This is a genomic window from Sphingomonas populi (assembly GCF_004208535.1).
Classification (GTDB): domain Bacteria; phylum Pseudomonadota; class Alphaproteobacteria; order Sphingomonadales; family Sphingomonadaceae; genus Sphingomonas; species Sphingomonas populi.
This window is the reverse complement of the sequence record NZ_SGIS01000030.1, coordinates 15926-33404: the sequence shown is the minus strand read 5'-3', so window position 1 is coordinate 33404 and position 17479 is coordinate 15926. Positions and strand designations below refer to the sequence as shown.

Here is a 17479-nt window from a genome sequence, read left to right as displayed (position 1 = left end):
CGTCATGTCGGCTGATTGCCCGTGTCGGCGCGCGCATCCAACTGACAAAAGTATCAAGGCTTCGCGGCCCCTGCGCATCCTAGCACCTTGCGCAGCTTGCGGGCACACCTGCGAGCGTCCAGCGTCTCCGCCCAAGACGCCAGAATGCGACAACGAGGAGAAGCCAGTGGAGCGGGTGCAGCAAATCGGTGACGTCGCCGAAATCATGCTTGGCTATGTGGAGCAGGGGAAAACCCATCAGGGCGCCGGACCGCGCACCGTGCCCACCGCGAGCTATGTCGACAAAGATCAGTTCAAGGCCGAAATCGAACTGGTGTTCAAGCGCGTGCCGCTGATGCTGGCGTTCACGGCGGAATTGCCCAACCCCGGCGACTACAAGGCGATGGATGCCGTGGGCCTGCCGGTGCTGATCAACCGCGATAAAGCCGGTCAGGTCCATGCCTTCCTGAACGTGTGCTCGCATCGCGGCGCGCCGGTGGCGGAGGGCAAGGGCAATTGCGCCCGCTTCACCTGCAAATACCATGCGTGGACATACGGCACGGACGGCAGGCTGATCGGAATCGCCGAACCATCGACGTTCGGAGAGATGGACAAGGCGCAGCTCGGCCTGCGCGCATTGCCGTGCGAGGAGCGTGCGGGGATGATCTTCGTCTGCCTCACGCCCCATGCGCCGCTGGAACTCGACCGGCACTTCCGCGGCTTTCTGGAGGATTTCGAGGCGCTCGATTTCGCGGACTGGACGTATCTGGGCAACCGGACAATCGAAGGCGCGAACTGGAAAATCGCCTTCGACGGGTATCTCGAAGGCTATCATTTCAAATCGCTTCACCCCGAGACGATCTATCCGCGCACGCCGTCCAACACGACGCATTACGAAGGCTTCGGCCCGAACATGCGGATCGGATTCCCCCAGCATTCGATCGCGGATCAACTGCGCACGGTCCCGCGCGAGGCATGGGGCACGCGCGAGAACTACGGCTATGATTTCGTCCGCATCTTTTTTCCCAACGTCTCGATCTTCATCGCGCCCGAGATCACGCAGGTCGCACAGCTCTTCCCCGGCCCGACGCCGGACAGGAACCGCACCGTGCTGAATTACCTCCGGCGCCATCCGATCCGTGACGATGCCGACCGCGAAGCCGTGGAGGCGGCGATGAACTTCTTCCGTGATGTGACCTATCAGGAGGATTACGTCATCGGCCTGCAAATCCAGAAGGGCCTGGAATCGGGCGCGCACGACAATCTCGTGTTCGGGCGCAACGAGCGTGGCAACCAATTCTTCCACGAATGGCTGAACTGGTATCTGGAGGATGACCCGTCGCAGCCAGAGCCGGTGATGTGACGGGCGTTGCCGCGCCGCGCACCGCCAATCCGCTCTCGCTGGCATCGGGGGTGCTCCCGGAATTCGGCGCCGCGACCGTCATAGCCGCGGCGCGGGCGGCGGGGTTCGATGCCGCCGGCATCTGGGTGGAGCCCGGCGAATGGAGCGCGGGGGATACCCGCGAGGCGCGCGCCGCGCTTGCCGCCACGGGGCTGCCGCTGCTGGATGTCGAGGTGATCTGGATCAAGCCGGATAGCCGGATCGACGATCATCGCAAGGTGATCGACGTGGGCGCAGACCTCGGCGCCGCGAACGTGCTGTGCGTCTCGTCCGATCCAGACCCGGACGCCACGGCTGCGAAGCTTGCGGCGCTGTGCCGTCACGCCGAGGGCAGCGGGATGCGCGTCGCGCTGGAATTCGGCATCTTCACCGCAGTGAAGGATCTCGCGCAGGCCAGCGCCATCGTCGCCGCCGTGGCACACCCGCTGGCGGCGATCCTGATCGATCCGATCCACGTCGACCGATCGGGGACGAGCCTGGCGCAGATCGCAGCGCTCGACCCGAGGCTGCTGCCCTATGCGCAATTCTGCGACGCGCGCGCGACCCGGCCGGACCCTGCGGACTTCGACGCTGTCATCACCGATGCCATCGACCTGCGCGAACACTGCGGCGCGGGAAGCCTGCCGCTCGCGGCGATGCTGGCCGCGCTGCCCGCAGGCGTGCCACTGTCGATCGAGCTACGGAGCAAGGCCTTGCGCGAGGCCCATCCCGATCCGGTCGTGCGCGCCTGTGCGGTCGCTGCGGCGACCCGCGCGTGGTTCGACGCGCAGGGCGCCGGCTGACCGCGTCCGGCGCTTACCAGGCGTGCGGCTCGCCGTTCCATTTGTAGAAGTCGCCCGATCGGTCGAGCGTCCAGCCTTCCGCCAGCGCCTTGATGCCACGCGCGCTTTCCTCCGGCGTGATGTCGGCATCTGCGCCGCCGAGGTCGGTCTGCACGTAACCGGGGTGAATCAGGCCGACCACAATGCCGCGATCCTTCACGTCGATGGCGATCGACCGCATAAGGCGGTTCAGCCCGGCCTTGGCCGCGACATAGGGATAATAGCCGCCATAAGGCCAGGTCGATGCGGCAAGCTGACTCGTCAAATTCATCACTTTGGCGCCGGTGTGCATACGGGGCAGGAAAGCGACCAGAACACGCAACGGGCCTTTGAGCATGATCTCGATCGTTTCGTCGAAATCCTGCCAGTCGACCCGATCGAGTTGGGCGGGGACGGCACCGAGGACGCCGGCTACGTTATACAGAAGGTCGATCGGGTCGTGGCCGGTGGACGCCGCGCCCGCTGTCACGCTCTCGTCGCTGGTGACATCCATCCCGTGTACCGTCAGGTTTCCGCCGGCACGTTCCGCAAGGGCATTGACGGTGCTTGCCGAGGCGGGATTGCGAACGAGCGCATAGACGCGGTCGCCGGCGGCGAGATGCTGTTTCACGAGTTCCAGAGCGATGCCGCGCCCGGCTCCGGTGATTGCGACGTTCGCCATGACATCTCTCCTGCGTTTTTTATGCGTGTTTGCGCGAACTTGGACGCGCCACGATGCCGTAGCACCTGCCATTTGTGTGAGACGCTTTCGCACTGACCAAAGGGAGAGGTGGGCCGGATCGCCTCCAACCCGCATAAACCGGATGGGAGTCGGCCGCTACTGCGCCGACCCGATGACATGCCGCAACCCGCGTACGAGGTGCTGGCGGCAGGAGATGGACGACAGCGCATGGACAGGATCGCAACGGCGGAATTCGATCTCGAAGCGGAAATCCGCGACCTTGCCGCGCGTCGCGACATTACCGATGTACTGCAGCGCTATATGCGCGGGCTGGACCGGCTCGATCCCGCGCTGGTGCGAAGTGCCTTCCATGCCGACGCGCGGATCGATGTCGGTCTGATGCAGGGCGGCGCGGACGCGTATGTCGCGTTCACGCAGACCGTGCTGGGCGGGATGACGGCGACCCACCATCTCCTCGGCCAGGTGCGGATCGAGCTCGACGGGAACCGGGCGATTGCCGAATCCTATTTCCAGGCGTGGCAGGGCGTCGCAACAGACGACGGCGGCCTGCGCGACCTGTTCATCGCCGGACGGTATGTGGATGCGCTTGCCTGCCGGGATAGGCGCTGGGGCATCGTTTCGCGCACGCTGGTGACCGATTGGGTTCGCGACGAACCGGGTGGGGCGGACTTCTTTACCGCCAATCCGGCGCTCGTGCGCGGCGCCCGCCACGGCGCCGATTTCAGCCAGACCTTTCGACAGGGAATCGACCGATGAATGTACAAGCGAGCGTATCGCGCTATTCGCAGGATTTCGATCTGCCGGTGCGCGGCGATACCATCACCGCCGATCGCTACATTTCGAAGGACTGGATGGATCTCGAGACTCGCAACCTGTGGCCGAAGGTGTGGCATCTCGGCGGGGTGCTTGCCGAATTCGAGGATGCGGGCGACATCGTCCGTCACAATTTCGGCAAGGAATCGGTCCTGATGGTGCGGCAGGAGGACGGGGCGATCCGCGCCTTCTACAACACCTGCCCGCATCGCGGAAATCGTCTGATCGTCGGCGAAGCGGCAAGCGTTCCGCGTATCGTCTGCGGCTATCACAACTGGACCTTCGATATCGACGGTACGCTTGTGAAAGTGCAGGACCCCGACGATTTCGCCGGTGGCAGCCCATGCGGCAAGGTGCATCTCGCGGAATTGCGCTGCGACACATGGGGGCCGTTCGTTTTCTGGTGCATGGACGACGACGTCGCGCCGCTGCACGAATGGCTGGCCCCGTTCCCCGAACGCCTGAAGGGCTACGGCATCGACACCTGGGTCCGCGTGCTGAAGCTGTCGGTGGATTGCGACTTCAACTGGAAGATCATCCGCGACAATTTCAACGAAAGCTATCACCTGCCGACGATCCACCCGGAACTCGCGACCTTCATCAACGATGGGCTGCCGGATACCGTGTTCGAAATGTACCCCACGGGGCACAATTCGATGTGGATGAAGGGCCATCAGGCAACGACGCGCGTCGATTATCACACCACCGAAGTTCCTGCTCCGCTCGACGACGTTGCGCGCGCATGGGATATCGATCCCGAGGCGTATAACGGCCGCACCGGCGATCTTCGTCAGGCGATCATCGCGGCGAAGCGCCGGCTTGGTCCGGGCCGGGGTTTCACCAATTACGAAAGCATGACCGACCAGCAGCTCGTCGACTATTTCCACTGCACGCTGTTCCCAAATCTCACGCTGACGATGAGCCCGGAGCAGTTGCAGGTGCTGCGCACCGAGCCGCACCCCACCGACCCGGAAAAGTGCGTCTTCCAGCATTGGTGCCTGTATCCGCCAGTGGAAGGCATGAAGACGGTGATGGGGCCGGTCGGCGAACTGCCGCTGCGGCACGATGCGTTGGTGCGCCATTCGACCTATGGCGACGGCGTAAGCGTGGGGTTCGTCGCCGATCAGGATCTGTCGATCGGCACCACCCAGCAGCAGGGGCTCAATTCGCGCGGCTTCAAGGGCTGCATCCTGCCGAACCAGGAAAAGCGGGTCCAGCGCTTCCACGAACTGCTCAACGATTACGTCAAGGGGACGGAGCCGGCATGAGCGCCTGCCCGGTCGAGGATCGTCTGGCGCTACAGGATCTGGTCGTCGCACACGCGCAGGGCGTGGACAGCCTGCACGATCTGGACGGCATCTGCGCGGTCTTCACGCCCGATGCGGTGTTCGATCTGTCGGGCATCGGCTTCCCGAGCGTGAGCGGGCACGCCGGCATCCGCAGCTTTTACGCGGCAGCGTTCGAGGCGATGGCGGCGCAGGCGCATTACGTGTCGAACTTCGCCGTCACCGCCTATGGCGGCGATACCGCCTCGATCCGCAGCTACGTGACGGGCATGGGCCGGTACAAGGCTGGCGGCGGTATCACGATCCATGGGCGCTATTATTACGACGCGGTGCGGACCGGGTCGGGCTGGAAGGCCACGCGCTTCACGATGGACTTCCTGATTCCGCCTGACGCCTGAGCGGCGCCCTTCCGTCGAGACACACGCCGAAGATAGCATCGCGCGGCCCTGTTCGTCATAGACCGGCTCTACCTTGTCCGCAGCGTAGAGCATCACGCTGAAGCCGGTCAGCGTGTGCGTCTCAAGATGCGCGCGCATCGCGTGATAGGACGGGTCGCCAAAATGGCGCAGCAACACCCGTTCGTCGGCCCACTCTTCGTCCCAGTAGTTTGGGGCTGTAGCTTAGGCCCCGATCCCGCGAATATCCGGGCATGCGTGGATTTCCAGAATTTCGAAGACATTGCCGAAATAGTCCCGGCAATAGATGCCCGCGTACCCGTGCATCACGCCATTCGCATCGGTGGTGATCGCCTCCATAGCGGGCGGGGCGTGGACCGGCAGGCCTTCCGCCATGATGCGCGCGTGGACGGTGGCGAGATCTTCCACCTGCAGCGCGACATGCGTGTAGCCATATTCGTTCACGCCCCGCCACGGGTCGAGCGGAGCCTGCTTCGGCGCGCTGTATTCGAAGGCTTCGATCTGCAGGGTGCCGAGGCGACAGAAGAATTGCCGCGCCGCGCTGCCTTTCAGCCCCACGACCGCATCGATGAAGGGATTGTCCGCCCATGCGAGCGGCGGCACCTCCTCCTCCGCGCCGAGGAGATCGATGTAGAAGCGCCGCGCGAGAGCGAGATCGGGCACCGACACGCCGATATGGTGGATGCCGATCACGCCAGGCAGTGCCGTTGTCATCGTCCGCTCAGACCTGCGAGAAGCCGCCGTCCATCACCAGCTCGTCGCAGGTCATGAAGCTGGCCGCGTCGCTCGCGAGGAACACCACGCCGCCTGCCATCTCATCCGGTCTGCCGAGCCGCCCGATCGGGTGCGATTGCACGACGCCCGCCAGCGCGATCTCGCGCGACGCAAGGCCACCGAGCTCGACATAGCGGTCGATGATCGCATTCAGCATCGGCGTGTCGATGCCGCCGGGATGAACCGAATTGACCCGGATATTATACCCCAAGGCCGCGAATTCGGCGCCGAGGCATTTCGACAGCATCTTGATGGCGGCCTTGCTGACGCAATAGGCGCTGTTGAACGCCGCGCCGCGCAGGCCGCCGACGCTGGAGAAATTGATGACGGACGCGCCGCCCGTGCGCGCCTTGCCCCCCGCCTTGAGCATGTCGAGCAGGATCTGGGTGCCGATGATCGCCGAATCGACGTTGATCGCGTTGACCCGGTGAAACTCGGCGAGCGGTGTATCTTCGAAGCGCGTGACGATCGAATAGCCGGCGTTGTTCACCAGCACGTCGAGCCGCCCGTAGCGTTCGCGCACGAGGCGTTCGACCGCGCGCCAATCGCCCTCGCTCGCCACGTCATGCTTCAGATACTGGTCGGCGCCGTCGATGTCCGCCGTGTCGCGCAGGTCGGTGGCGACGACGGTCGCGCCTGCCGCCTTCATGGCCTTGACGATTTCGCGACCGATGCCGCCTGCGGCGCCGGTCACGACGGCGATGACGCCGGGAAGGGCGATGGTCATGGCGTTGTCCTGTCAGGTGCGGGATGAATGGCGATCATTGCGCGGTCCAGCCGCCGTCGATCACCAGTTCCGCGCCGGTCATGTAGGAACTGTCGCTGCTGGCGAGGAAGAAGGCGGCGCTGGCGAGTTCCGACGGATCGGCAAGCCGGCCCATCGGCGTCTTGGCGGCAACCATATCGACCAGATCCTGCGGCTTCTCCGCGATTCCCTTATCGACCCAGCGCTGGAACCCGGCGGAGAGCAGCGGCGTGACGACGAAGCCGGGGTGCAGGGAGTTGGCGCGGATCGGCATGCGCTTTTCGGCAAACTCCAGCGCGATCGACTTGGTGAACAGCCGGACGGCGCCCTTGCTCGCGTTATAGCCGGAGACTTCGCTCATCCCGACCAGCCCCATGATCGAGCTGACGTTGATGATCGAGGCGCCGCCGGCCACGCCCGCGCCGCTCTTCTCCATCAGCGGCACGAACGCCCGTGTGCCGAGGAACACGCCGTCAACGTTGATGCTCATGATCCTGCGCCAGCCCTCGAGGCTGGTGGTCGCCACCGGGCCGGTCAGGTCGATCCCGGCATTGTTGACGAGAATGTGGAGCGCACCATGCTGCTGCTCCACACGCGCCAGCAGCGTCGCCCAATCCTCTTCGCTGGTGACGTTGGCGCGAACATAGCTTGCCGCTTGCCCCAGCCGTGCCAGCGTGGCGGTGGCGAGGTCGCCGTCCGGTGCTTCGAGATCGGTCAGGACGACTTCGGCACCTTCGGCCAGGAAGCGCTCGACGCAGGCAAGCCCGATGCCGCGCAAGCCCCCGGTGACAAGCGCGATGCGACCCTGCAGCCGGTGCGAACCCAGAGACTCCATGCGCCTAAACTCCGTTCATGCCGGCGGTGCTGGCGCCGTCCATCGTGAATTCGCTGCCCGAGCAGAACCGCGCCTCGTCCGACGCGAGCCAGGCGACCATTCCGGCGATCTCCTCGACCGAGGCCATGCGGCCCATCGGCGACAGGCCTTCGTACGCGGCGCGAGTGGCGACCGGATCGCCTGATTTGTCGATGAGATTGGCGATCAACGCCGTCTCCACGACGCCGGGCAGCACCGCATTGACGCGAATCTTGTACTTGCGATTTCCGGCGTGAACCGCCGAGGATTTCACCAGCGCGACGACGGCGGCCTTGGACACCGAATAGGCCAGGAAATTGCCCATCGCACGGTGCGCGTTCATCGATGAATTGACGATGATCGACCCGGTAGGGCCGCCGGGATTCGTCGCCATCGCGCGCATGGCGTGCTGCACGGTTAGCATCACGCCCGTCAGGTTGACGCCGATCACGGTGTTCCAGCCCTCGATCGTGATCGACTCGATCGAACCGTCGCCGCTTTCGGTGCCGGCGTTGGCGAAGGCCGTGTCGAGCCGGCCGTGGCGTTCCAGGATTTCCGTCATCAGTCCGCCCCATGCGGCGGCGTCCGTCACGTCATGGCGGATGAATTCGGCGCCGGTTTCCGTGACGATGCCATCGGCGGCCGACTGGTTCGATCCGGTGAAGATCACCCGCGCACCCTCCGCGCGCAGCCGCCGGACGGTGCCCGCGCCGATGCCCGAGGTTCCACCCGTGACCAGTGCGACCTTGCCTTGCAAGCGCTGTTCCACGCCACTCTCCTTGCGGTTCTGCTTTGTCTCTTCATGGCCGATCGCGGGGGGCGGGCAAACCTATGACTTGCGCAAGGTGACATGCGCTCGCCCGTCGGCCACAACCCTGAAAAAGCGCGAAAACGCGCGCGCGGTGGAGATGATCTGACATGGCCGACCTGGACCCCAATATCGAGCCGAATCTCGGCGCGGATCGTAGCGCGGGCATTAGTTGGGCCGAATTGATGGCGATGGATTCGCGGACGCCGCCGGCGATCCTCACCGAGGAAAGCTACACCTATCGCGGATCGGGCCCGGTCCCCGCCGCGCGCTACACCAGCGAAGCCTTCGCCGCGCTAGAACGCGAGAAGATGTGGCCGTATGTCTGGCAGTTCGCCGCGCGCGAAGAAGATTTGCCGGAGCCGGGCGATTTCGTCGTCTACGAGAATGTGGGCCGTTCATATCTGGTGACGCGGCAGGATGACGGCTCGATCCGGGCGATGCACAATGTCTGCCTTCACCGCGGCCGCAAGCTGCGCACTGAAGATGGGGCGGCCGACACGTTCGCCTGCCCGTTCCACGGCTTCGCCTGGAACAAGGACGGCAGCTTCAAATCCATGCCCTGCCAGTGGGACTTCCCGCATTTGTCGCCGGCGAAGCTGTCGCTGCCCGAGGCCGAGGTCGGGCGCTGGGCCGGCTATGTCTTCATCCGCGAAGAAAAGGGCGGACCGAGCCTGGAGGCGTTTCTGGCACCGCTCCCCGAGCATTTCCGGCGCTGGCGCCACGAGGAATGCGCGACGGTCATGCGTGTCGCGAAGGAAGTGCCCGCCAATTGGAAAGTGACGATGGAGGCCTTCATGGAGGCCTGGCACACGATCGTCACGCACCCGCAACTGCTGCCGTTCACCGGCGATTCCAACGCCGCCTACTGGACGTGGGGCGACAATATCAACGTCAACCTCGTGCCCTTCGGTGTGATGAGCCCGCACATTCGGGACGGGCAGGGCGAGCAATGGATCGTCGACGAGTTCATCAAGTATAACGGCCGCTCAGCCGACAATTACGAGGATGCCGCGCACGAGAACCCGATGGCGATCACCGTGCCGGAAGGCGTGACCGCGCGCGCCGCACTCGGCGCGGCGATGCGCAAGGCCTATACCGAAAACACCGGATACGACCACGCCGACGCGACCGACGCTGAATTGCTCGATGCACTCGTCTACAACGTCTTCCCCAATTTCGCGCCGTGGGGCGGATACATGCCCAATATCGTGTATAACTGGAAGCCGGGGAAGACGCCTGACACCTGCATCATGGAAGTGCGTGTGCTCGCCCGCATGCCCAAGGGGCAGCCGATGCCACGCGGCGCGGCGCTCAAATTCCTGACGCTGGAGCAAAAGTGGACCGAAGCACCCGAGCTCGGCATCCTGGGTGACGTGTTCGAGCAGGACATGGACAATCTGCCCTATGTCCAGCAGGGGCTGCACGCGTCGAAGACCGGCCAGATTCAGCTTGGCAACTACCAGGAAATCCGCATCCGGCAGTTCCAGGACACGATGATGAAATACATCAACGGCGACCTCGGCGGCGTGCATGGCTGATCCGGCAGGCGACCCCGCCGCAAACCACCCGCGGCGTATCAACTGCGTCCTCGTCTGCGGCGGCGTCTGGCACGACATGGATTTCGCGCGACTGGAACTGCTCAAGCTGCTTGCCGACGACCCCGCCGTCCGCACGCGCGTGTTCGAGAATTACGAGACGATCGACGCGCTGCGCGGGGCCGACATCCTCATCACCTACACCTGCGACGTTACCCCCTCGCTCGCCGCGCAGGAGGCGTTGCGCGATTGGCTGGCGGCGGGCGGTCGCTGGTATGCACTGCACGGCACCAATTCGGTGCTGCGGCTGCTGGAAAGCGGCGTGTGGGACGCGCCGCGCTGGGCGCCGTTGTTCATGGATCTGCTCGGCACGCAGTTCCTGTCGCACCCGCCGATTGCGCCCTACACCGTTACCATCGCCGATCCCGATCACCCGCTGGTGGCCGGGATCGCGCCGTTCGAGACAACCGACGAACTGTACCACATGGAGCGGCACGGCGACCTGCATGTGCTGCTCGAAACAGACTGCACGCAGGAGGGCACCGGCTTCGCCGAGGCCGCTGACGCGCCGGGCAAGCACCCGGTGATGTACATCAAGCAACACGGCGCGGGCGCCGTGCTATACAATACCCTCGGGCATTGCCGCGGGCATTACGATCTGCAGCCGATGCTCGACTGGTGGCCCACGGTAGACCGGTGTGCGTGGGATCTGCCGGTGTTCCGCGACCTTCTGCTGCGCGGCATCGGCTGGCTCAAGGAGCGAGATCACACGCGATAGCGCTATCGAGGTCCACGAAGCGATCGAGCGCCGCCAGCGGCGCATCCGGCCAACGCGACAGCATCAGCATCCGCATGTGCCCGGTGCCGATCGCAAGCTCGTCGGTGACGCCCATGCCGCCGTGGAACTGGATCATCTCATGGCCCAGCGCGACGGATGCCTCGCCGATGTAGGCGCGGGCACCGTGCACGGCCCGCGCGAACGCTGCCGGCTGGGCGGATACGAGTGCGAGGTTGATAAGCGCGCGGCTCTGCTCGATTGCGGCATATTGCGCCACCATACGGTGCTGTATCGCCTGGAACGACCCGATCGGAACGTCGAACTGGGTACGCGTGCCTAGATAGTCGATCGTATCGGCGAACAGGCGGCGCATGATCCCCAACGCCTCGGCAGAGCGGGCCAGCGATGCGAGAATCTCGACCTCGGCCAAGGCGGTGAAGTCGCCGTTCAGCCGGGCGGACACCGGCACCGCCATGTCAGTAAACCGCAGCGCGGCCGCGTAGATACCGTCGATCATGGGCCATTCGGTAACGGTCAGCCCGACCGTATCGGCGGGGACCAGGAAAAACTCCACGCCATGTTGGTCGTCCGGCGTACCGCTCGACCTGGCCGAGACGATATAGGCATCGGCCCTGCTGCCGGTGACGCAAAACGCCTTTTCTCCGTCGAGGATTACGGCGTCCCCGTCATAGCGTGCTGTCGCGCGCACCCAGCATGCGTCGTCGCGAAATTCCCGTTCCGCGTGGGCCAGGGCGATACGCTTGTCGCCGCTCAGTAACGACGCGGCCCATGCGTCGCGCAAGGGTTCGTTGGCGCCGGTCAGGAACAGCCGTGCGGCGAGCACGATGGCTTCGGCCACTGGCTCGACGACGAGGCCGTACCCCAAGGCTTCGAACATCGTCGCGATCCCCGTCGCGCCGATATCGAGCCCGCCGCAATCCTGCGGCAGGGGGCCGGCCAGCAGCCCGATATCCCCCAGTGTGCGCCAGTTGGCGACCGAGAAGCCCGGAGCCCTGGCCTGAAAGCTCCGCCGGCTTTCGTGATCGTAATGGTCGCGCACGAAGCGCTCCACCAGCGCCTTCAGCATCTCCTCGTCTTCGGTGAGGTTGAAGTTCACGATCCACTCCCATTGATCGTTCTCCACTATCACCTTGCGGGCACGCCTTTCCGCTGGGCAAAGTGTTAGGCGGCAAACCGTCATCTCGGGACCAGTCCTGATTGCTCCGCGCACGCGGGGCAGGTACAAGCCTTGGCGAGAGGAATGACGTGCAACTGTTATCTCAAGAAAAGATCGATGCGGTGCGGGTCACCTCCCCGGGACACATCAAACCGGCCGCCGAGGCGTTGCACGCGATCGCGCACGAATGCGGGATGCGAGTCGCACCCGCGCATGATCTTGCCGACAAACGCACGCCTGTTGATGCCGAGGGCAATATGCTGGCGACATCGATCTTCGGATGGTCCGACGAGGATCGGGTGTGGTGGCAGAACTCGCGGATCGCACTGGATTCTCCGCTCACGACCGCCTGTCGGTTCGAAAGCCAGCCATTCTGGGCCAATGCCGAAGGCTTCCGTACCCGCGAAAACAACCCGTATCTGCGATCGATCGACGTCGCCAATTTCGAGCAGCGCGCCATGACCAAGGCGGCGATCGTGGTCCCGGTCCATCTGCCGTTCGGGCAGATCGGCGCGGTAAGCTTCAACCCGATCGACCGCACCAAGACCGATCTGACCGATGACTTCAACACCATGTCCGATGCTTTCGGGCTTTACGCGCGGACGTTCATCGCGACCTACGTGCAGATCATGGGCGCGATGCAGGCGCTGCCGTCAGGCTCGCGGCTGTCCAAGCGCGAGGTTGAATGTCTGCGCTGGGCCGCGATCGGCAAGACCGATATCGAGATCAGCCTGATCATGTCGCGCAGCCGCGCCACCGTTCGGTTCCATATCCACAACGCCGCGACCAAGCTGAACGCGGTGAACCGCAGCCAGACAGTCTTCAAGGCTGCCCAATTGGGGTATATCTCGCTGCACAATTGATGGCGCGCTCAGCCCCGGTCCTCGAGGATCATGGCCGCGCCGCGCAATCCCACCGCCATCGCCGGGGCATTGGTATTGCCGGTGACATGGCCCGGCATGATCGAGCAATCCGCGACTCGAACGCCCTGCACCCCGTTCACCCGCAGCCGAGGATCGACCACCGCAAGCGGATCGCTGCCCATGCGGCACGAACGGATCGCGTGCAGGCCGCACGTCGATAGCCGGCGGAAGCTGGCGAGAATCTGCTGGTCGGTCGCGACGTCCGGCCCCAACGTACTTTCCGTCCCGACCATTTGCCCCAGGGGGGATGCCGCCATGAACGCGCGCATCGTGCGGATGAGCGCCACAGCGGATCGGCGATCATGCTCGGTGGTCAGGAAGTTGTGCAGCACGTTCGGCAGGCTGTCCGCTGTGGGGCCGGTGGCCCGCACCGCGCTTTCGCTGGTCAGGCGCAGAAGTTGCCCGTAGATCGTGATCCCCGGACGGGGATCGATCTTGTCGAGGGGCACAGGATCGTTGTCGTCACCGATCTTGAAGGTGTAGCCGCCAAGGTAGAATTGCGCGTCGGTGCGTCCGTCGGGATGCGCCACGTTGCAGAAGGCGCCCACCTCGAACGGGCCGGTCGCCAGGATTCCGTCGCGCCTGACGAGATAGCGCAGCATCGCGAGCGCCGCGCCGACCCCGAAGAAGCTCCGGTTCGTACCCCGCCCGCGCACCAGCCGATACGGAAGCGAGATGGCGAGATGCTCGATCATTCGTTCCCCCACGTCAGGCGCGTGGTACAGCGGCGGTATTCCCGCCGCTTGCAGTCGCTCCGCGTCGCCGATGCCGGACCGCTGGAGCAGCAGCGGGCTTTCCATCGCGCCGGCACTGACGATGATCTCGCCCGCACATTCGAGCCGTCGCATGACATTTTCGACAGTCGCCTCGACACCCGTAGCGCGCGTGCCGTCGAAGATGATCCGCTGCACCGTCACGCCCGTCATCACCGTCAGGTTAGGTCGCCCGGTCGCGCGCTTCAGGTAGGTGCGCGCCGACGACTCGCGTTTCCCGTTGCGGATGTTGTGGCTGTACAGGCCGACGCGAGGGCCTGTCGTTGCGTTCAGATCATCGACCGGCCGCATCCCGAGCGCCGCGCCGCTTTCGATCATCCGGTCGGCGAGCGGATAGGTGTAGCACGCGGGATTGACCCGCACCGGGCCGCCCGCGCCACGTACGGGGGAGGGGCCAGCCGCGTGATCCTCCAGTTCCAGGAACGCTGCGGTCATGCTTGCGCCGTTCCAGCCGGTCGCACCGTGTTCCTGCTCCCACGCATCGTAATCCGCCGGTTCGCCCCGGCTCCAGATCATGCCGTTGATCGAGGACGAACCGCCCAGGCCCTTGCCGCGAATCCACACTTCGCCACCCGCTGCGCCACCGTCCTCGCGCGGCTGTGCCACCGGATACACCCACATATGCTCCGGCTTCTGCACCAGCTTCGCCACGCCCTTGGGCAGGGTGACCCAGAAGCTGTCGTTGCGGCCGCCCGCCTCCAGCAGCAGCACCTGCGATCGGCCGTCCGCGCTCAGCCGCTCGGCCAGCACGCAACCGGCTGATCCGGCGCCAACGATGATATAATCCCAGACGTTCGGCATGGTCCCATCCTCTGCCGAGACAGGTCGCATGACCTAGCAGTTTGTCCACCCTAGCGTTTTGATGAGTCACGAAGCGGGCGCGGACGCGCCTAGATCGTCCCCGGAGAAGCTGGAACCTGTATCCGGGGCGGGATTAAAGATGCGCGCGATTGCCGAAGGTCTGTTCACCGAGGAAACGCCGCCACGGCTGATCGGCGGGCGCGAGCGCGCGTCGCGCAGGATCGTGTTTCCCTGCCCCCCCGGCGACACGTTTGAACCCGTGCCGCTGGCGCGCGAGGGCACGCTTTGGTCGTGGACCGTGCAGCGCTTCCGGCCCAAGTCACCGCCTTACGCCGGGCCTGATGCGTTCGCGCCGTGGATCGTCGCCTATGTCGAGTTGCCCGGCGAAGTGATCGTGCAGGCGCGGCTTGTCGACGTGGCACCGGACGATGTCCGCATCGGCATGGCCGTGCGTTTGGCGCCGACCCTGCTCGACCCGCAAGCTGCCGACCCGTCATACATTCCCGCCTTCGCGCCGATCGGGGCGGGCGCATGAGCGACGTCTGCATCGTCGGCATCGGCATCCACCGCTTCGGCCGGACGGATGGCCTTTCCGGCCTTGAGCAGGGCGTGTTCGCTGTCAATCAGGCGCTGGGCGATGCTGGCGTGGCGTGGCAGGATATCCAGTTCGCTTATGGCAGTTCGGATGCCGCCGGAAACCCGGACACGATGGTCGATCGTCTCGGCCTCACCGGCGTCCAGTTCATCAACGTTCGAAACGGCTGCGCTGCCGGCGGATCGGCGCTGTTCAGCGCGCAGATGGCGATCAAGTCGGGCGAGTTCGACCTGGGGCTGGCGGTCGGTTTCGACAAGCATCCACGCGGCGCCTTCAACGCGCTTCCCGCCGAATATAATCTGCCCGACTGGTATGGCGAGGCGGGGTATATGGTCACGACGCAGTTCTTCGCGGCGAAGATCATGCGCTACATGCATTTGTTCGGCATCTCCCGGCAGACGCTGGGCAAGGTGGCCGAAAAGGCATTCCGCAACGGCGTTCACGCGCCGCACGCGTGGCGGCGGACGCCGGTCGCGCTCGATGACATCCTGGACGCGCCGATGGTGTCGGACCCCTATTCGAAATTCATGTTCTGCTCGCCTGCGGAGGGCGGCGTGGCGCTTGTGCTGGCGAGCGAGAAGAAGGCACGGGAACTGGGCAAGCCGCTCATCCGGCTGAAGGCGGCGGCGATGCGCACGCGCCCGCCCCACAGTTTCGAGGTGTTTGCACCCTCGATCGATGTCGTGGCGGACGATGGCGGCATGCGCGGCACCGCGACGCGCCTTGCCTCCGCCCATGCTTTCCAGACGGCCGGCATCGGGCCGGCGGATATCCATGTCGCGCAGCTTCAGGACACCGAGGCGGGTGCCGAGGTGATGCATCTCGCCGAAAACGGCTTCTGCGCCGATGGGGAGCAGGAACAATGGATCGCCGAGGGCCGCACCGAGATCGGGGGCCTGTTGCCGGTCAATACCGATGGCGGCTGCCTAGCCTGTGGCGAGCCGATCGGCGCCTCCGGGCTTCGGCAAGTCTATGAAAACGTGGTTCAACTGCGCGGCGACGGCGGCGGCAGACAAGTCCCGGACACCCCCCGCACCGCGTACAGCCACGTCTATGGCGCGCCGGGCGTCTCCGCCGTCACGATCCTGGAACGATAATGGATATTGAACTCTCGCCCGAAGACGTCGCGTTTCGCGAGGATGTCCGGCGTTTCCTTCGCGAGAATTTGCCGGAAACGGTCAAGAGCGGCGCGGCCGCCACCCCGTCGGTCTTTGTCGAGCCGGAGGTGGGCCAGGTCTGGAACGCCGTGCTGCATGCAAAAGGCTGGCTGGGTTACCAATGGCCCGTGCAACACGGCGGCACGGGATGGACGCCGTTCCAGCGCTATCTGTTCGAGAAGGAATGTGCAGCAGCGGGCGCGCCGAACCTGACCGTGCTCGGCCTGAAACTGCTGGCGCCTGTGCTGTGGACGTTTGGAACCGAGGAGCAGAAGGGCTTCTACCTGCCACGCATTCTGTCGGGAGAGGATTATTGGTGCCAGGGCTTTTCGGAACCCGGTGCGGGATCGGACCTGGCGAGTCTCAAGACCCGCGCGGTTCGGCAGGGCGACCACTACATCGTCAGCGGCTCCAAGATCTGGACGACGCACGCGCATCACGCCAACCGCATGTTCACCCTGGTACGCACCAATACCGAGGTGAAGAAGCAGGCTGGGATCTCGTTCCTGCTGATCGACCTCGACAGTCCGGGCGTTTCGGTGCGGCCGATACGCACCAGCGCGGGCGATCACGAGGTTAATCAGGTCTTCCTGGAAGATGTCGCCGTGCCTGTCGAAAACCTCGTCGGCAACGAGGGGCAAGGCTGGACCATCGCCAAATTCCTGCTGGAGAACGAACGCGGCGGATCGTGCCATGCGCCAAAGCTGATCCATGACCTCGACCGGATCGTATCCGCGTCACACGAGCAGAGCGATGGCAGGGGCGGGGTTCTCGCCGATGACACGGACTGGAAGCGACGCGTCGCGCGCGCGCGGCTGGGGGTCGAGGCGCTCGACATGATCGAATTGCGGATCATCGCCGAAATCGCCGAAGGCAACGCGCCCGGGCCGCAAACATCGCTGACCAAATTGCTCGCCTCCAATCTCCGGCAGGAGATCGACCTGCTCGCGGTGGATCTTTACGGGGTCGCTGGCCTGCAGCTCGAAAAGGCCAGGCCGCTGCATGGCGGCGACGCGCCGGTGCCGGTATGTGCGCCGGGCGCGATGATCGCATCGCCGCGCTATCTGAACAGCCGCGCGTGGACGATCTTCGGCGGCACCAACGAGGTGCAAAGCACCATCATCGCAAGATCCGTGCTCGGGCTATGACCGGACGGCG

18 protein-coding genes are annotated in these 17479 nt (G+C 64.9%); 11 read left to right on the top strand and 7 right to left on the bottom strand.

Annotated elements, in window-relative coordinates; all coding sequences use genetic code 11:
• Positions 1–166 precede the first annotated feature (166 nt).
• Together EWE75_RS17380 and EWE75_RS17375 are read left to right on the top strand one after the other, a co-directional pair.
• Entirely contained in the window at positions 167–1342 is a 1176-nt protein-coding gene (locus EWE75_RS17380; protein WP_130159375.1) for an aromatic ring-hydroxylating oxygenase subunit alpha, read from the top strand.
• Complete coding sequence (locus EWE75_RS17375) at positions 1339–2163, top strand: sugar phosphate isomerase/epimerase family protein (protein WP_130159374.1); 825 nt, start codon at positions 1339–1341, stop codon at positions 2161–2163. Before EWE75_RS17380 ends, EWE75_RS17375 begins: the two co-directional genes overlap by 4 nt.
• A 13-nt stretch (positions 2164–2176) precedes the next feature.
• Here EWE75_RS17375 and EWE75_RS17370 read toward each other — a convergent pair whose 3' ends face one another.
• Complete coding sequence (locus tag EWE75_RS17370; protein ID WP_130159373.1) at positions 2177–2863, bottom strand: SDR family NAD(P)-dependent oxidoreductase; 687 nt, start codon at positions 2861–2863, stop codon at positions 2177–2179.
• A gap of 108 nt (positions 2864–2971) precedes the next feature.
• Here EWE75_RS17370 and EWE75_RS17365 point away from each other — a divergent pair, with 108 nt between their 5' ends.
• From EWE75_RS17365 to EWE75_RS17355, 3 genes are read left to right on the top strand one after another with little or no spacing between them, the layout of a single operon-like run.
• Entirely contained in the window at positions 2972–3640 is a 669-nt protein-coding gene (locus tag EWE75_RS17365) for a nuclear transport factor 2 family protein (protein WP_231708425.1), read from the top strand.
• Positions 3637–4965 carry an aromatic ring-hydroxylating oxygenase subunit alpha gene (locus EWE75_RS17360; protein ID WP_130159372.1) on the top strand — a complete coding sequence of 443 codons (1329 nt, stop codon included), beginning with the start codon at positions 3637–3639 and terminating at the stop codon, positions 4963–4965. Before EWE75_RS17365 ends, EWE75_RS17360 begins: the two co-directional genes overlap by 4 nt.
• A complete protein-coding gene (locus tag EWE75_RS17355; RefSeq protein WP_130159371.1) occupies positions 4962–5381 on the top strand; it encodes a nuclear transport factor 2 family protein in 420 nt (139 codons plus the stop codon). The genes EWE75_RS17360 and EWE75_RS17355 overlap by 4 nt, the downstream gene beginning before the upstream one ends.
• A 222-nt stretch (positions 5382–5603) precedes the next feature.
• Here EWE75_RS17355 and EWE75_RS17350 read toward each other — a convergent pair whose 3' ends face one another.
• Genes EWE75_RS17350 through EWE75_RS17335 form a run of 4 tightly spaced genes read right to left on the bottom strand, consistent with a single transcriptional unit; the run spans position 5604 to position 8540 of the window.
• Positions 5604–6113, bottom strand: a complete 510-nt coding sequence (locus tag EWE75_RS17350; protein ID WP_130159370.1) for a VOC family protein — start codon at positions 6111–6113, stop codon at positions 5604–5606.
• Between the two features lie 7 nt (positions 6114–6120).
• Positions 6121–6900: an SDR family oxidoreductase gene (locus tag EWE75_RS17345; RefSeq protein ID WP_130159369.1), complete on the bottom strand. Its 780-nt coding sequence runs from the start codon at positions 6898–6900 to the stop codon at positions 6121–6123.
• 34 nt (positions 6901–6934) lie between these two features.
• Entirely contained in the window at positions 6935–7753 is an 819-nt protein-coding gene (locus EWE75_RS17340) for an SDR family NAD(P)-dependent oxidoreductase (RefSeq protein WP_130159368.1), read from the bottom strand.
• Positions 7754–7757: 4 nt separating this feature from the next.
• Positions 7758–8540, bottom strand: coding sequence for an SDR family NAD(P)-dependent oxidoreductase (locus tag EWE75_RS17335; protein WP_130159367.1), 783 nt, complete (start codon positions 8538–8540; stop codon positions 7758–7760).
• Positions 8541–8689: 149 nt separating this feature from the next.
• Between EWE75_RS17335 and EWE75_RS17330 the strand changes: the two genes are divergently transcribed.
• Together EWE75_RS17330 and EWE75_RS17325 are read left to right on the top strand one after the other, a co-directional pair.
• Positions 8690–10120, top strand: coding sequence for an aromatic ring-hydroxylating oxygenase subunit alpha (locus EWE75_RS17330; protein WP_130159366.1), 1431 nt, complete (start codon positions 8690–8692; stop codon positions 10118–10120).
• Positions 10113–10895 carry a ThuA domain-containing protein gene (locus EWE75_RS17325; protein ID WP_130159365.1) on the top strand — a complete coding sequence of 261 codons (783 nt, stop codon included), beginning with the start codon at positions 10113–10115 and terminating at the stop codon, positions 10893–10895. The genes EWE75_RS17330 and EWE75_RS17325 overlap by 8 nt, the downstream gene beginning before the upstream one ends.
• Here EWE75_RS17325 and EWE75_RS17320 read toward each other — a convergent pair.
• The gene (locus EWE75_RS17320) at positions 10870–12141 is read right to left on the bottom strand and encodes an acyl-CoA dehydrogenase family protein (protein WP_231708424.1); all 1272 of its coding nucleotides are present in this window, start codon (positions 12139–12141) and stop codon (positions 10870–10872) included. The two genes, EWE75_RS17325 and EWE75_RS17320, sit on opposite strands and share 26 nt — an antisense overlap.
• A 20-nt stretch (positions 12142–12161) precedes the next feature.
• On the opposite strand from EWE75_RS17320, the gene EWE75_RS17315 reads away from it, so the two are divergent.
• The gene (locus EWE75_RS17315) at positions 12162–12935 is read left to right on the top strand and encodes a helix-turn-helix transcriptional regulator (protein ID WP_130159364.1); all 774 of its coding nucleotides are present in this window, start codon (positions 12162–12164) and stop codon (positions 12933–12935) included.
• An 8-nt stretch (positions 12936–12943) separates the two neighbouring features.
• On the opposite strand, the gene EWE75_RS17310 is transcribed toward EWE75_RS17315, so the two are convergent.
• Positions 12944–14569, bottom strand: a complete 1626-nt coding sequence (locus tag EWE75_RS17310; RefSeq protein WP_130159363.1) for a GMC family oxidoreductase — start codon at positions 14567–14569, stop codon at positions 12944–12946.
• Between the two features lie 139 nt (positions 14570–14708).
• On the opposite strand from EWE75_RS17310, the gene EWE75_RS17305 reads away from it, so the two are divergent.
• The 3 genes from EWE75_RS17305 to EWE75_RS17295 are packed head-to-tail and all read left to right on the top strand — an operon-like array spanning position 14709 to position 17469.
• On the top strand, positions 14709–15104 hold the full coding sequence (locus tag EWE75_RS17305) for a Zn-ribbon domain-containing OB-fold protein (protein WP_130159362.1): 396 nt from the start codon (positions 14709–14711) through the stop codon (positions 15102–15104).
• A complete protein-coding gene (locus EWE75_RS17300; protein ID WP_130159361.1) occupies positions 15101–16261 on the top strand; it encodes a thiolase family protein in 1161 nt (386 codons plus the stop codon). Before EWE75_RS17305 ends, EWE75_RS17300 begins: the two co-directional genes overlap by 4 nt.
• Entirely contained in the window at positions 16261–17469 is a 1209-nt protein-coding gene (locus EWE75_RS17295) for an acyl-CoA dehydrogenase family protein (protein WP_130159360.1), read from the top strand. The genes EWE75_RS17300 and EWE75_RS17295 overlap by 1 nt, the downstream gene beginning before the upstream one ends.
• Positions 17470–17479 lie beyond the last annotated feature (10 nt).